This is a genomic window from Paenibacillus sp. H1-7 (assembly GCF_022354825.1).
GTDB lineage: Bacteria > Bacillota > Bacilli > Paenibacillales > NBRC-103111 > Paenibacillus_S.
Genome location: NZ_CP031168.1, coordinates 4,436,601 through 4,452,199, shown reverse-complemented (window position 1 = coordinate 4,452,199; position 15,599 = coordinate 4,436,601). Strand labels below are relative to the sequence as shown.

Here is a 15,599-nt window from a genome sequence, read left to right as displayed (position 1 = left end):
CATCCGTTTTCGCCTCCCCCTATACAACCTATACTTAATTTATGAATCGGAAGCATCTCAAAACAAATAGGGGGACTCCAGTAATGAATCGCATAATACTCGATACGGATATCGGAACGGATTCGGATGATGCCGTGGCATTATCGCTTGCGCTAAGATCGCCGGAAATCAAGCTTGAAGGAGTGACAACCGTATACGGTAACGTACATGTCCGTGCGGAAATTGCCAAGAAAATCATGGCCTTGTCCGGTGACAGCGAGGTCGAGGTGTATCCCGGAGTTGTACAGACATTATTGCGCAACCGTGAGGTGTTCTGGGCAGGGATTGAGGGAGAAGGGCTGGACATTGAAGACCGGGATAGGAACGAGGGTAAGCATGCCGTTGATTTTATCATTGAAACGGTAATGAATAACCCGGATCAAATCACTTTGGTGACCATCGGGCCGCTGACAAATATCGCTGCAGCTATTATTCGAGAGCCGCGTCTAGTGAGGCACGTCAAGGAAATCGTCATGATGGGCGGTGTCGTTCGGTTAGGCAGCAGCGCAGTGGAGCTCCCTCCCATCGAGCATAATGTGAAATGCGATCCCGAGGCAGCGTCGCTGGTGTTCTCCAGTGGGGCACCAATCCTTATGGTAGGGCTGGATGTAACGAGGCAGGTTGCCATTACGAGACAAGATAAAGACGATTTGGCAGCCTCGGCAACCCCGTTGGCCGTTACTTTGACCAAGCAAATTGAAGGGTATATGGATTACCGAAAGAGGGATTTCACATTTATGCACGATCCTTTAGCTGTTGCGCTGCTGATAGACCGCCAGCTTGTATCGACCCGCAGGATGAGCATCCGCGTTGATTACGATCATCGACATCCGACGGGAATCACGGTTGGGGAGCTCAATGAGGCTGGGAATGTTGAGGTTTGTCTTGAGGTAAACCGCGAATCCTTCCTGGAACTGTTGAAAGAAAGAGTGTTCTGCTGATACACACGCATTTATAGAAGGGGGCTTTTACTTTGAAAAAAATACAAGCTGGTGTCGTTTGTTCGCTTGCTCTACTGCTATCTGCAGGATGCTCCGGGACCCCGGGTAAAGATTCTCAGTCCGTCCAGCAAGAGGCTAGCTCTTCAGGCACGACGGAAATTTCGTACTTGGCTAACTCTATCTGGGAAAAGCCTATTAAGAAGGTTATCGAAGAGTTTGAGAAGGAAAATCCCAATATCAAGGTGAATCTGCAGCTCAGTCCTTCGACCAAACTGACCGAAACCATTGAAATTAAGCTTGCTTCCAAAGCACAGGATCTGGATGTTATCTCTGTCGATGTTCCGCTAACAATGGGCTATTCGTTAAAAGGTTATTTGGAGCCGCTCGATGCTCTGATAGGCGCTGACGCGAAGCAGAAATGGATAGCGTCGGCGACAGAGGCAGGCTCCTATCAAGGACAATTAATGGCGGCGCCGATGAATACCTCTAGTGTCGTGCTGTTTTATAATAAAGATTTGTTTCAGAAAGCAGGCATTGCGTTTCCATCGGATCAATTGGAATATCGGATGACGTGGGAGAATGTAGTGGAAGTTGCCAGGAAATTATCCAAGGATACGAACGGCGACAATCAAAATGACGTCTATGGTTTCAGTTTCGATCAGGTTGGCAAGGCCTATCAGCTCATTTCGCTTGGACAAAGTAAAAATGCGAAGGTGCTGAGCGACAACGGTCTAACCGCTACAGGCTACACGAATTCACCGGAAATGGTGAGCGCGTTCCAGTTCTACTCAGACCTGTTCAATAAAGAGAAGATTAGTCCAAAAATCAAGCGGGAGGAAGCTCTGGATTACTTTATTTCCGGTAAAGTGGCTATGTTCTTGGCTTCAACCCAGAATATGCCTCGTATTAAAGATGCCGGGATGAATTACGGGATAGCTCCTCATCCTTATTTTGCCGGGGGTAAGATTGCCACTCCTACAGGCAGCTGGCATGTAGGCATCTCCAAATATTCCACGAAAAAAGAAGCGGCAGCCAAGTTTGTCAAGTATTTAACGTTAGGAAAAGGCTCGCAAATTTGGTTTGATGAAAACGGGGCGCTGCCAGCGAGTCTGGAGCTGCTGGATCAGATCGATAAAGACCCTAAATATAAAGATTTCCCCAACAGCATTATGAAATTAGCTGCAGGCGAAGCACGCGAAACAGCAGCTGCACGCCCCAAAACGCCGGGCTACTTGGAATGGGAAAACAATGTTAACAAGGCATTTGAGGATATAAAAAACGGTTCCGATCCGAAGAAAGCGTTAGATGATGCTGCAACATTAATCGATAGTCAGTTAAAGAAATATCAATCCGTGGTGAAGTAAATAACCGTTCTGGGGATGAGGGTGAACAATCCCATCCCTTCATTCAGAACTATTGAACTAAAGATGACTGAAGGTGAATGACATAAGAATAGAGAGAATCACCCCTTATATCTTCTTATTTCCAGCCATGCTCGGCTTGCTAATGTTTAAGCTGTATCCGGTGTTTAAGGGCTTGGAAGACAGCTTTTATGCACCATCTTTTCTAAGTGATAGTGAAGCATTCATCGGTTTGAAAAATTATAGCTTCCTGTTCAGCGATCCGGTTTTTTGGAACTCTTTGAAAATTACGTTGTTATTCAATGTATTCATCAATCCGATTCAGGTCATTCTTGCTTTTATGCTGGCGCTATTACTAAATGCCAAGCTCAAGCATATCGGGCTGTTTAGAGGGATTCATTTTGTTCCCGTAGCCGTTTCGGTCTCTACCGCGTGTATCTTATGGAACATCATGCTGAGTCCTGAACAAGGAGTCGTCAACTCCATGCTGGTCGGCTTGGGCTTAGAGCAGCAGCCTTTTCTAACGGGCTCCAAACAAGCTCTTGCTTCAATAATCGGCATCGCAACTTGGAAAGGTATCGGGTATTGGGCTATCTTTTTTCTTGCCGGCCTGCAGGAGGTTCCTGTGTCGCTATACGAGGCATCATCCATAGATGGGGCATCGCGTTGGGAGCAGTTTAAACAGGTCACGTTTCCGATGATGAAGCGGTCCATAACCTTTGTCGCTGTATCGGTAACGGTTTCCAATTTCCTGCTGTTTTCCCCCATGTATATTCTCACCCAGGGCGGACCGGAACACAGCACGAATGTCCTGATGCTGGAAAGCTACAACAGCGCTTTTCTTTACTCCGATTCAGGCAGGGCCTCAGCGATTGTTATTATTTTGCTCCTTTTAACTTTAAGTATCGTTGCTATGCAATTCAAATTTCTAAGGGCCAAACATTAGAGAGGAGATCCCATGAAACGCAATCAAGGTACGATCCCATTACTGTATATCGCACACATCCTTCTGGGGTTAGTGATTCTGCTCCCTCTGGGGTTTGCGTTGGTCTCATCGCTGCGGCCTCTGGACGAGATCTTTCGCTATATGTCTCCAGTATCTTGGAGAACGTTTGTGCCGACTGAAATTACTTTTGATGCTTACGTTTCCTTATTTGTAGAAAGAGGCTTCGGGCGGATTTTCTTTAACACGTTCTACGTTTCCATTGTGAATGTTGTAATCGGCTTGATTATCGCTTCGATGGCTGCCTTTGCTTTTGTCTATTTCGAATTTAAAGGAAGAAATTTATTGTTTTTCCTCGTTATTCTGACATTCATGATACCGTTTGAGGTTATCGCTATCCCTTTGTACGGCCTGGTTGACAGCCTGGGGTGGATTGATACCTACTCCGGCATTATTGTTCCCGGTTTGGCTAATGGTTTGGTCATTTTCCTTTACCGGCAGTTTTTCCTTGACCTTCCTAAGGCGCTTATCGAATCGGCCCGGATGGACGGAGCTTCATGGTTCAAAATTTATGCGGGAATCATCCTGCCGTTGTGTAAGCCTGTAACGGTCAGTGCCGGATTGTTAATCTTTATCCACCAGTGGGAATCCTTCATGTGGCCGTTGATTGCAACCCGGTCGAAAGAGTATAAAGTTATCCAGGTTGCGTTGAGCGATTTTGTCACCGAGTTTGCAACCTATTGGAATGAAATGTTTGCCGGCATCATCATCGCCGTAATCGTGCCTGTCCTTGTTTTGCTGCCGCTGCAGCGTTATTTTGTCAACGGTATCGCAAATACAGGATCGAAAGAATAGTTCCATGAATGGAAGCGACCCAATGAATCCGGGTTGCGAATGATAGTTCACTATCCGCTGGGCCTATGGGGGGTAAATTCAATGGGAAACATAGTGGTCGTTGGAAGTATTAACATGGATTTTGTATGTTATATTCGAAAGCTTCCACAGCCGGGAGAAACGGTTCAAAGCTATAAAACGGAGACGAAATCCGGCGGTAAGGGAGCCAACCAGGCGGTTGCGGCAGCTCTTTCTGGAGGGAATGTCACTTTAATCGGGGCGGTTGGCAATGATTTTTACAGCAGAGATATCTTGTTTGGCATTAAGAAGTACCAAGTAAATACAGATCGGGTCTTATGGAAGGATAACGACATTGGTACAGCCTTTGTGGTTGTAGACGAGTCAGGCCAAAACAATGTTTTTCTAAGCGAAGGCGCGAATGGGTGCTTGACGGTTGAAGACTTGCAAGGGCTGCCGGAATTGTTCGACTCCTCATCGGTATTACTTGTACAGAACGAAATACCGTGGGCCTGTACGCGATACGCTCTTGAGGCGGCAAAACAGCGGGGAGTACAAACCTATTTCAATCCTGCTCCGGCATCAGAGATCGAAGAGGTTGTATTTCCATTAATAGATGTAATGATCTTGAATGAATCCGAGGCCGAATTCATTACTTCTATACGATTAGAGGATGATTTATCGAACGTCAGACAAGCTGCAAGCCAGATTATTGCCTTGGGAGTCAAAGAAGTTATCATCACATTGGGCGAGAAAGGGTCTCTCTATATGAACCATCAGGAAGAAGCTGTCTTTACGTCAGCTTATCCTGTACATGTCGTGGATACAACGGCTGCAGGCGATACATTTATCGGATCCTTTATTGTAGCCAGGCAACAAGGTATGACGGTTAAGGATGCTCTGCAGCGAGCTAGCGCCGCTTCAGCAATTGCTGTGTCACGTGCCGGGGCACAAGAATCAATACCTAATGTTGAGGAAATCGCTAACTTCTTGGAAAGATGCTACACATGAGTTTACAATGCATATCATTCCGGCAGCGACTTGGGTTGTTTTCAGGATTACACGTGAGCAGATGGCGGTTATGATCGCCAGATCGTTTGCTTTTGTTTCCGGTAAACTAAATTTGCCGGGGAGCAGCCAGTCGCTTGCCACGTTCGCCGATCGCGAATCGATCTCGGCCTGGGCGCAGTCTGCAGTCGCCGGATCGGTGGAAGCGGGAATTATCGCCGGTATGGACGGCGGACGTTTCGAGCCGCAGCAGTTTGCAACCCGGGCCCAAGCAGCAACGATGCTGAAGAGATTGCTGCAAAAAGTAGATTTTATCGAGTAGTACGGCTTTGCTGCGTTGCTACGGTTGTTTTCGCCCCATAAAGGAAAGAACACGTGTTACAATGGAAAAAAATTTCAATCACACTGGGAAGCACCTCGCGCCTGATTAAATGCTGCGGGGTGCTTTGCGTTTAGAGCCAAATTTGCGGCAATGGGCAGTTTGTATAAAAGTGCTTATTTTGACGACTTTGGAGAGTAGATCGGAAGCCAGTCCACGCAGGTAACGGTCGCAGAACATCAGGGGAGTTGGCATATAGTATGGAACGAGCAGGTGCTGTCGCCCTATGCCGTTAACAACTGGTAACGTGATCCGACATCAGCATTCATGAAACCCAAGTTCATGTCAACCGATGTCGGGTGACATGAACATTATCTCATTGAATAGGCTCGTAAACCGCAGTATTTCATGAGATTGGATTCTAGTATATACCACGTAAGAATCGCTTTCGAGATCAATAAAACGCGGCTTTAACCGAGTCCTCCTTGTTCTCTAGCATTTCCACGATTTCCAGAGCATTGAATTCAAATATATCATTTAGTAAGCAATGTTAGTTTAGAATGGTTTGATTACAGCATACTCTTTTATTGTCCTGGCACCCCGGCCTGGTTTTTCTTCGATACTTGCAGCGGTAAGCGAGCATTAAGCCAATGGTACATGTTGCCTGCAAGCAATCCGATGAACAAGTAGGTCAATCCGCCGAAAATCGCATATACGACTGCTCCCGTCACCGCCGTTACAATACCAAAAACTATCTGGTCCTTGACTTTCGCGGGGGAAGTAGGCGGGTCGGTAAGCATGAAAAACCCGAAAAACAACGTCGCATTGATAAAAGGCGGCCGGAGCGCGTCAGAAGCGTCTCCTATATGGAGAAGGCCCATGACCAGAAGCAAAAGAAAGAATACCGCAAAAAATGCGAAAATTTGAGGATACTTCTGAACACGGTTCGTTATCATATAACCTCCTATCAGCAAAAAGAGGATGGTCCATACAGGGAGGTCGCCGAATGCTCCCCACCAGCTTTGCCCGGCATGAAACAGCGGAATGGCAAGAAGCAAGCCTAGCGCCGCCGGATTTAAAACCGGCTTCTTCTTATTCACGAGAAGATGCTTGGAGAGCACGGCCATAACCGTTGTAGCCGATAGAATAAGCCAAGAGGCCGTACTGCTTAGGACCAAGGAAATAATGAGCCCTGTGATCACAGCACCGTCCAGCACGATTCGCTTGCGCTTCTCCGCCCAGGAGCACAAATAATCGACAACTAGCGCAGCAGCTACAGCAAAAAGTCCATTCATGATGCCCGCGGCGCTATGAGAGCCTAGAGACGCTATAACAAGATAGGCCGTCAAAGTCATTGCTACATAGCCCTTTGGGGATTGAAACCATTGTTTTTCAGTCACTTATATCTCACCTGCTTTTATGATTTGCATAGATGAATTGATGAAAATGCCTTTAAGCTTCACTTGTTCGATCAGTTTCAGTGCACCATCAATCCCTAAAAGGAACGATACCGTGGAAAGGGCATCGGCCAACATGGCATACGGCGCGATAACGCTGCTGCTCACCAGGCCGGACGGCGAAAGCTTGGTTTGGGGGTGAATCAAATGATGCTGCCCTATACCTTTTGGACTCTTGCGTTCGTAGCTTCCCGAGGTACAAATGGCTTCATTGGAAATGGATACCGTATAGATAACGTCTTGCCGATTCATGGGATGACGGATTCCTACGGTCCACGGCTCCGCCGACTCATCCTGTCCCCCCGCATAGATATCCCCACCGGCATTGATTAAAAAACCAGGGAAGCTCCCTAATTCATTTGCTGCCAAGTCGATGGCAAACCCTTTGGCCACCGCTCCCAGGTCAAGCACGGCCGGTTGCAGCAAGCAGATGGTCTGTTCCGGCTCATTCAAGACGATATCCCGAAAGGTCGCAAAACCGGATGCTGTACTCTCCACGATATCCCCTGTCAAGTAGCGGCGGTTAAACCCACGTTCCTCCATCAGCTTGCCCACAGTAGGATCGAATACGCCGTTCGTCCATTCAGCAATCTCTAGAGCAAACTTTAGAGGCTCGAATAAGAACGGACTTACTCTAACGGGGGTTTCGACATGACGGCATACTCTCATTAGCTCACTATCGGGATCGAAACGGCTGCAAGCAAGCTCGACTTGCCGGAACATCTCGAAAGCCCGTTCAATGCTTCTTTCGACCATCAAGGATCCCTCAATCCCTTCAGTAACTACTTGAATATCAACGACGGTATCCATACATAACTTAGTTTTCTTCATGGCATTACCTCATTAAAAGTTCTTATTTAAGTATTCTTTGCCTGGGTGAGTGCATCTTGAACGGCATCTTGGAAGGCCTGCGTACTGTAGGTCGCACCGGAAACGTTCTTCACTTGGGCACTTTGCTTTTGCAATACTTCCTTGGGCAGTCCGGCAACGTCTCTTTCCGAATAATGCATGGCAAAGTCACTTATCTCAACGTCCGTGATGTTGTCGTTCTTCACCGTTACCTCGACCTGAATTGAGCCCCTGCGGTTTCTTCCCATCCCTGTATAAGTGCCGTCTTTGTATTTACTGCTGGATACATTGGCACTTGTATCGGGTGTTTGTCCGCTGCTTTTTGTTGAACCTCGGACCATATCGCTTTTATCCGTCTGGACATAAGGCGCGGATTGATCTATCGAAGCTTGGGTTTCCGTTGCCATATATCCAGCTGCATATACGGCCGCTATAGCTGTTGAACACAGAACTACCCATTTCTTATTCAATTTGGCCATTAGGAGTCTCTCCAATCCGATTATCGTTAATTTTCTCTGCCGATGAGCTTAATTATAATAGGGGATTATTTAAATTTTCTTAAAATCGGTCTTTCTGATACTATGGATGTAACGATTTCTGATAAGGGGGGAATCCGGTATGCGTGTGCTTATAGTGGAAGACGATATATCCCTGCTTGCCGTAATACGAGACATTTTTGAAGGCGAATCTTTCTTGACGGATACGGCCGAAAGCGGCGACGAAGGATATTATTTGGCTCAGCAAGCCATACATGATTTAATAGTGCTCGATGTGATGCTACCCGGGATGAGCGGCGTCGAAATCGTCCGGCAGCTAAGGTCGCAAGGGATGTTGATTCCCATCATTTTACTAACGGCAAAGGATGCGGTGGAGGATCGAGTGGCTGGCCTGGATGCGGGAGCCGACGATTATTTGACGAAGCCTTTTGCTGTCTCCGAGCTTATGGCACGGACTAGGGCGGTGCTCCGGAGGCGGGGCACGATCGGACAGGAAGGAGATCTGATCTGCGGACCGATCCGGTTGGTTCCCGGGTTGCGAGATGCTTTTAACGGGGAAACCCCATTGCATTTGACGGCGACCGAGTATGCGCTGTTGGAATTTTTCTTATGCAATAAGGACCGCATTTTAACACGCGAGCAAATCTTTGATCGTGTGTGGGGCTTTGATTCAGGTGCGGCCACATCGGCTATCGACGTATATGTCCATCTTCTTCGCAAAAAGCTTGCGGCGCATGGTGCAGACTCGCTGCTTAGAACGGTACGGGGGGCCGGCTATGTATTTCATGTTTAAGAACACAAGATGGCGCCTTGCCATTCTTAATACGTTGGTTTTTTTGGTTATTCTGTGTGTGTTAAGTTCCTTGTTTTATTGGCATATGCAATCACGGTTGTTACATGAAACGGATGAAATTTTGCAGCAAGCGGAAAAACGAATCCATTCCTATCGGAATTTGAATGATCTGCTTCGTTCGGACCGGGCTGATCTTCAGAAGGATGAAAGAACGGTATACCTTTTTTGGGATGCCCAGGGACAGCTGGTAGGACAATCGCCCAAGCAAGCTTTTTTCAGTGAATTGGCCGATCAGCTTAGAGCCGCTTCCGATTCGGCAGCCGTACGAACGGTACGAGTAGACCAACATAGCTATCGTGTGGTGCAGTTCCCGGTCCAAAGCCAGAGCCACAGCTCGATAGCCTCCGTCGAAATTGTCCGAAGTCTGGAAGATGTGCAGCATACCCTTCGTTCTCTTCTTTTGGATATAGCTGCTGGAATGGTAGTCGGCGCGGTCATATCTGCCTTTGCGGGGCTGTTTCTGGCCGGGCGTGCATTAATTCCGATCCAGCAAGCATGGGAAAAGCAACAACGCTTTGTAGCTGATGCCTCACATGAGCTGCGAACGCCGACGGCAGTCATCCACGCGCAAACCGAGCTGCTTCTCCGGTACCCGGATCATTCTATCGAGCAGGAAAGTCCACATATCGCAGTGGTATTAAAAGAAAGTAAGCGAATGAGCAAGCTTCTGGACGATCTTCTGACGCTAGCCCGTTCTGACTCGAACCAGCTGGAAATTTCCTCATCCCAAATAGCTTTGGATGCATTAATAGAAGAATTGTCGGAACGATTCGAGCTATTGGCAAGTACGAAGAACATTCATATTGTAACTGATGTTAAGCAGCCGTTGACTCTGTGGGGGGATGAGGGAAGAATCAGGCAGCTGCTGATCATCCTTTTGGATAACGCATTAAAATATACTCCGTCCTCCGGAACGATCGAAATCAGCGGCTGTTATCAAGGGAATTCCGTTTGTATGCGTGTAAAAGATAATGGCATCGGCATTACTACGGAAGATCTCCCTCATATATTCGATCGTTTCTACCGCGGTGATAAGGCGAGATCTCGAGCAGAAGGCGGGACAGGGCTCGGTTTGTCCATCGCTAAATGGATTGTGAACGTGCACGGGGGCGTCATCCGTGTCGATTCCGCCATTAACGAAGGCACCCAGATCGAGCTGCTGTTCCCAAGAAAAAGTAAAACAGATCAAAAACCTTCTACTTCTCAGAAGCACAGAAAATTACATTAAGGGGTAGAGACGGGATTGAATGTGCCTTGGGAATTTAATTCATAGCACAAACAACCTATAGAACCGATGGCATTCAATGAAAAAAACGAGCTTGAGCTTCTAATTCAAACTACAAGTAACCATTCATTACTGGAATCCTGCATAACATTATTGTGACACCTTAATAGGCATAAGCATAGGATGATATGTCAATTAATGCTAGTAAGAATGGAGGTTCTTCATGTACTGGATAAACACGATCTGGAATAGATCTGCTTTTACTCCAATTTGGGCTATTTCTACCCAACAAGCACTTGAATTAATAAGAGAATCAGTTCAAGGAGAACGGAATGATGAGCTATTCTATGATCAACTAATAAGACTTGCACCTAATCCCGAACAAGCTTCTGTCATCGCTACCATTCGAAATGATGAACGGGGACATAACCAAATGTTCCGACAGATGTACAGAGACCTAACCGGTTACCCAGTGACAGGCGTTAGTAATGAAGAGCCGGAACAAGTAAAATCGTATATACTGGGGTTACAAAAAGCTTTTCAAGGTGAATTGTCAGCAGTTGAGAAATATCGGAGGATATGGTTTGGATTACCTTCTGGGATTTATAGAGATACGGTTTATGGAATAATTCTTGATGAGCAAAAGCATGCAGCTAAATATAATAACTTACTTATAAGGAATTTAACTGGGCAGCACTGACAATTTTCCATAAAGGAAGGATAGTGAAGTGACAAGAAAAACTGCGGCAAATGATGACTTTGGAAATCGGTTCGGGTAAGATCGCTCGATGGGAGCAAATGGAACGATGCTCCTGACCTATCGATACGGAATGTATTTTATACGAGGATAGCCTCCCCCTGACATGCCTTCTCATTCAAATGTGCAGCAATTGGAGGACAAGACGTAGATTTAATAAACAAACCTATAGAATGACATAGAGTAGAAATTCTATATAGAACAAAGCCCTGAGGCACCCTCAGGGCTTTTTCTTATAAAGCATACATAAGATTTGGCGGCTACAGAGAAAAAAGAAATTAAACAAATTTACATTGTAGGACTCTCATTAGATGTTTTAGACTTATCCGAAGCATTGTTCAGATCCAATTCAAAAGAATGGCATAGGGCCATCCGAAGCCAATAGATGGAATATTGCATGTGGTATGAGAATGCTTGAGAAGCCCAATCCTGTGGGGTTAAGTCGAGGGTTAATCCCCTAAAAACCGAAATTGGAAGTCTATCCTCGCATGTTATCCCAATTGCTAGTTTTCCTTATTACCTAGCGCTTACAGCCATCAATATTAGTGTATCGAAAATCAGAAAGTTATTGTCCAAGGAAGAGAACGTCCATAAAGGAAAGAGTGAGGAAATGAAAATTTGGAGTAAGATTATGAATAACTCGATTGAAGTTCATCAAATGATAGGATCGGACGTAGATTGTTGAAATTGTAAAATACAAGCTATAAAGGCAGTCGTAAGCATTAGCTTGTCCACTTAGGTAATCGGCAATGCAACACCAAAAAGCACCAGAGACAGCAGCACAATCGTCTGCAACTCAGGTGCTGCTTAAAGACACTAAGACCTCTGTCCTTTTAGTTTTTCAGGCTGCGCCAGCCTGTGTAATCGTGCACGGCGATGCCAGCATACGACGGGTGAGCTTTCACCAGCTCATCGATTCGAGATATTTGAAGGTCCATCTCTACTTTCCCCTCTTCATAGAACGTGATGTATGGAGTATCCGGAACAGCATTCGTTTCGAGGCTGAGCCACACCTTCTTGCCGTACTTGTCACCCCAGGCAAGTTCCTCCTTGACGAGGTCCGCTACCGCGTCACCTCGATCCCGATAAGACATGAGGGCAACCTCGTCGAGCTTGGCAATCAAAGCTTCACCTAATGCGACTCCGCTGCTAAGCAATACGCTGTCGAGCCAGAACGGCAGCGCTGCGGAGGTCGATAAGGCGGGAGTTTTTTTCATTTCGTCGTGAAAATAGGTAAGCGCATCAAGCCATATTTTCGCCATGCCACTTTGGTCGGTTGACCATTCCGCAAGTAGATAAGGCTCGACGTCGAGTTGAATGCCGGAGAATCGTTCGTTCTTGGCGACGGAAGCGTTGTACGTCTTTACCCAGCCGATCAGGCTTGTGATCCGTCCGCGATTTTCGGGGAGCACCCAATAGGGAGCGCCATCAAGCGCGTACACTTCAATGCCATTTTCGGCGGCGGTCTTGATCATGCTGCGGTAGGCATTCTTTGGAACATCCGGGTTGACTTGAAGATAGATGCGGGAGATTTGCTGATTTTTGACAAACTGAATAATTTGATTGCGTCCGGTGATTGTGGTTATTAGCGAAGTATCCCACAACCAGGTGGCTTTTTGTTTTCCCGACGGCAATGGCGCAGCTAATGCGGCCCACGCTGTAATAAAAGCGACTGATAACAGGACCAATGTAACGATTACAATTTTTGGCCATATTCTGTAATTCCAATAGATGTTTTTGGCCCAAGCCATGTTTCTTATAGCACTCCTTTAGTTGTTAGACGAATTCCTCTTCCGGAAGATTGATTCCATTATATGCCAAGCGTGGACTGGCTAATATGGTTCTTATTAATTATTTCGACATTTTTCGACCGTGTCTTCAGCCCTGTTTTTTTCATCCAAAGTAACGTCACTCAACTTACGAAGTCGGATTTCCAGCTCACTTACGAGATAGATGAATATAACCGAGAGGGCTAGCGTTGGGTAACCTTTCGTTAACGGGAACGATCGTGCTCCATATTATCGAAGTAATGGGCTGTTAAGCTTAGAAATTCCACATGAATTCAATTAGATGGAAAACAGGATGCTGGGATACGGCTCGTCTGGTGTGGAGCAGGGGAACAGCTGGATACTCCTTTAATCGTGTTCAAAATAACGTATAAGCAAGCAGGAATAATGAAAAAAATAAGATTTTTAATTATTCTTCGACATTTTCTAGGGGAGAGGTTGTTGAGGGGATTTTGTTCCTTACCACGAGAAAATAAATCTATAGTATGCGACAGATTACTTTTTGTAATGTATACATGCCTAGGGCGAATAACTAAAAAAAGCCCTCCATGTCAGAATGGAGGGTGGTGGATGTACCGTACATTAGTAGTCTATTCAATAAATTATGCGGTGTTCTGGGTTTAAGCCCAAAGCAGAATCAGATCTGGACTTTGCGAATACAGAGGCACATGACATGTATGGAATGCGGCTAAAAGATGGGACGAAGGTATCTACACTTAGAGATAATTAAATATCCAAGGCCGGATTGGACACATGGAGCCCGAACGCCATTATAAAAGTGGGGCTAGCAGGCGGGCACCTTGATCTAGAACGCGTTGTACAGGGGACCGCTGTAGCACATCTTCCATACGCAAGGGTAAGGAGTCAGTGAGATCTTGCTCGAATTGCTCTGCTAGTTTTCTTGCCACGTCGGAACTGTAAATAACATCACAAACCTCATAGTTCAGGCGCATACTTCTCATATCAAAGTTGGCGGAGCCCACAGTAGCAATCTCTCCATCGATGATCATCACCTTTGCATGCAGCATACCTTTGTTGTACTGATAGATATGAACTCCAGCTTCCAACAAATCACCGTAATAGGTCCGGCTTGCTGCGCCCACGATCATGGTTGAGAGTTCAACTTGGCGAGGGACCAATAGCCTTACACGAACACCGCGTGCCACTGCTGTTTTTATCGCCATGATGATATCCGCGTCGGGCACAAAGTAAGGGGTAGAGATATTAATGCTTTGAACTGCTTGGGTTAGGCAATTGAAATAGACTTCCCTGATGATTGGGGTAGGGATTCCAGGATTGCCTTCAAATGTCTGTACGTACGCATGATGTAACGCACGTTCATCAGCGAGAGTGACTTCGTCAGTACCTTTTGTCCCTAGCTCAGAAGCCCATTCTTGCGTTAACAGTGCTGACCTCTCAGGGGAAACAATGGTTTGTGATATGGGTCGTGTACGATTAGCGGGCATTCGCATTTTTTTGACTTGTTGGTTCGTCTGTTCCGCTACGGAAATATTCCAATGGACTTGAAAAATCGTATGTAAATCGGCTGAGGATTCACCTACGATTCGTATATGAGTATCACGCCAAAACCCAATGTTCGGTTTCGATCCTGTATACTCATCTCCGACATTAATACCGCCTGTAAAAGCCTCCTTGCCATCGATAATGACGATTTTACAATGATCCCGGTAAGTTAAATTCGCAAATATCCATGGAGAGCGCAAAGGAAATATGGTCCGGCATTCAATCCCTGCATCTAGCATCCTATTCAATTGTTTCCGTGGATATTTCCGGCTCCCCCAGCCGTCTCTGAGAAAACGAACCTTTACACCTGACTCCGCCCGTTCTATCAGTAGTTCCGTAATTCGCCTGCCAATATTATCATTCCGAAAAATGTAATATTCCAAATCAATTGACTTTTGGGCGTTTTGTATGGATCGTATAAGATTCTCATAGGTTTCAATTCCATTCGTAAGCACCTGAACCTGGCAAACCCGAAGTCCCTGAACGGATAGGTTGCGCAAAGCATGAGCAATGACCGAAGCCGAGCGGTTAAATGAACCAGGCAGCTTGTCCGATTCATTGTTCTGTGAAGTCAGTCTTTTACGTTGAATTTGTATAGGATTCGATGTGATGAGATAGAGCACAAAACCAATTATGGGCAGAATGAGGCAAATGGTAAGCCAGTTTAAAGCCTTGGCCGGTCTCCGAGCCTCAATTAGAGCTACGATTAACATAAAAACTGTGTTCAATAGGTACAGCCAAAGAACCCACATGAATTAATACCCTCCTTTGTTTACCGTATCAGAATGTGCAATTTGTTCCAGAAATATTCGAAGCAACCCTCAGTTTGTAGACAGGTCTCAATTCACCATGATGTCCATACCTTTTAATGAGATTCACTTGTTACGAAAGGTGGGACAAATGATCCAACAAACTTTCAACTTTTGTGTTCAATTTGTAATTTGGAAGACAAAACATCGGTAATAAAACCTGAGTACCGTATTCAAACATAGTTAATAATTCCTTACAGGAACACGAACTCTAAGATTAGGCATTTCAACATTTTCTTGCAGAAGAAGCAGTTTTAGAAAGTGCTTCCCATGGAGTCAGGCATTAGCTTGGAAGAACTCCGGGCCCGATTATGGCATCGTTATTTATCATTTCGCGTTGTTCATGGCGAGACTGTTACTTTTGAACAATACTGGTTT

At 45.9% G+C, this 15,599-nt stretch carries 14 protein-coding genes; 9 read left to right on the top strand and 5 right to left on the bottom strand.

The features are described 5' to 3' along the window. Nucleotides 1-83: 83 nt before the first annotated feature. From DVH26_RS19740 to DVH26_RS19715, 6 genes are all read left to right on the top strand, one after another. Nucleotides 84-980, top strand: a complete 897-nt coding sequence (locus DVH26_RS19740) for a nucleoside hydrolase (RefSeq protein WP_239624418.1) — start codon at nucleotides 84-86, stop codon at nucleotides 978-980. Nucleotides 981-1,012: 32 nt separating this feature from the next. Further along, nucleotides 1,013-2,344: an extracellular solute-binding protein gene (locus tag DVH26_RS19735; RefSeq protein ID WP_239624416.1), complete on the top strand. Its 1,332-nt coding sequence runs from the start codon at nucleotides 1,013-1,015 to the stop codon at nucleotides 2,342-2,344. Between the two features lie 73 nt (nucleotides 2,345-2,417). Then, nucleotides 2,418-3,287, top strand: coding sequence for a carbohydrate ABC transporter permease (locus DVH26_RS19730; RefSeq protein ID WP_239624414.1), 870 nt, complete (start codon nucleotides 2,418-2,420; stop codon nucleotides 3,285-3,287). Between the two features lie 12 nt (nucleotides 3,288-3,299). Next, a complete protein-coding gene (locus DVH26_RS19725; protein WP_239624412.1) occupies nucleotides 3,300-4,139 on the top strand; it encodes a carbohydrate ABC transporter permease in 840 nt (279 codons plus the stop codon). Between the two features lie 81 nt (nucleotides 4,140-4,220). Then, nucleotides 4,221-5,147 (top strand): ribokinase, encoded by a 927-nt coding sequence (gene rbsK / locus DVH26_RS19720; RefSeq protein ID WP_239624410.1) that lies wholly within the window; start codon nucleotides 4,221-4,223, stop codon nucleotides 5,145-5,147. A 7-nt stretch (nucleotides 5,148-5,154) separates the two neighbouring features. Beyond that, nucleotides 5,155-5,466 (top strand): S-layer homology domain-containing protein, encoded by a 312-nt coding sequence (locus DVH26_RS19715; RefSeq protein WP_239624408.1) that lies wholly within the window; start codon nucleotides 5,155-5,157, stop codon nucleotides 5,464-5,466. 581 nt (nucleotides 5,467-6,047) lie between these two features. On the opposite strand, the gene DVH26_RS19710 is transcribed toward DVH26_RS19715, so the two are convergent. From DVH26_RS19710 to DVH26_RS19700, 3 genes are read right to left on the bottom strand one after another with little or no spacing between them, the layout of a single operon-like run. Continuing rightward, on the bottom strand, nucleotides 6,048-6,863 hold the full coding sequence (locus DVH26_RS19710) for an RnfABCDGE type electron transport complex subunit D (RefSeq protein WP_239624406.1): 816 nt from the start codon (nucleotides 6,861-6,863) through the stop codon (nucleotides 6,048-6,050). Beyond that, nucleotides 6,864-7,751 carry an FAD:protein FMN transferase gene (locus DVH26_RS19705; protein ID WP_239624404.1) on the bottom strand — a complete coding sequence of 296 codons (888 nt, stop codon included), beginning with the start codon at nucleotides 7,749-7,751 and terminating at the stop codon, nucleotides 6,864-6,866. A gap of 26 nt (nucleotides 7,752-7,777) precedes the next feature. After that, nucleotides 7,778-8,248 (bottom strand): FMN-binding protein, encoded by a 471-nt coding sequence (locus DVH26_RS19700; RefSeq protein WP_239624402.1) that lies wholly within the window; start codon nucleotides 8,246-8,248, stop codon nucleotides 7,778-7,780. Nucleotides 8,249-8,387: 139 nt separating this feature from the next. On the opposite strand from DVH26_RS19700, the gene DVH26_RS19695 reads away from it, so the two are divergent. The 3 genes from DVH26_RS19695 (at nucleotide 8,388) to DVH26_RS19685 (ending at nucleotide 11,044) form a co-directional block, all read left to right on the top strand. Next, a complete protein-coding gene (locus DVH26_RS19695; protein WP_239624400.1) occupies nucleotides 8,388-9,059 on the top strand; it encodes a response regulator transcription factor in 672 nt (223 codons plus the stop codon). Between the two features lie 121 nt (nucleotides 9,060-9,180). Then, nucleotides 9,181-10,347, top strand: a complete 1,167-nt coding sequence (locus DVH26_RS19690; protein WP_239624397.1) for a sensor histidine kinase — start codon at nucleotides 9,181-9,183, stop codon at nucleotides 10,345-10,347. A 220-nt stretch (nucleotides 10,348-10,567) separates the two neighbouring features. After that, a complete protein-coding gene (locus DVH26_RS19685) occupies nucleotides 10,568-11,044 on the top strand; it encodes a ferritin-like domain-containing protein (protein ID WP_239624394.1) in 477 nt (158 codons plus the stop codon). An 890-nt stretch (nucleotides 11,045-11,934) separates the two neighbouring features. Here DVH26_RS19685 and DVH26_RS19680 read toward each other — a convergent pair. Continuing rightward, nucleotides 11,935-12,852 carry a hypothetical protein gene (locus tag DVH26_RS19680; RefSeq protein ID WP_239624392.1) on the bottom strand — a complete coding sequence of 306 codons (918 nt, stop codon included), beginning with the start codon at nucleotides 12,850-12,852 and terminating at the stop codon, nucleotides 11,935-11,937. A gap of 806 nt (nucleotides 12,853-13,658) precedes the next feature. Then, nucleotides 13,659-15,164, bottom strand: coding sequence for a phospholipase D-like domain-containing protein (locus DVH26_RS19675; protein ID WP_239624390.1), 1,506 nt, complete (start codon nucleotides 15,162-15,164; stop codon nucleotides 13,659-13,661). Nucleotides 15,165-15,599: the final 435 nt, after the last annotated feature.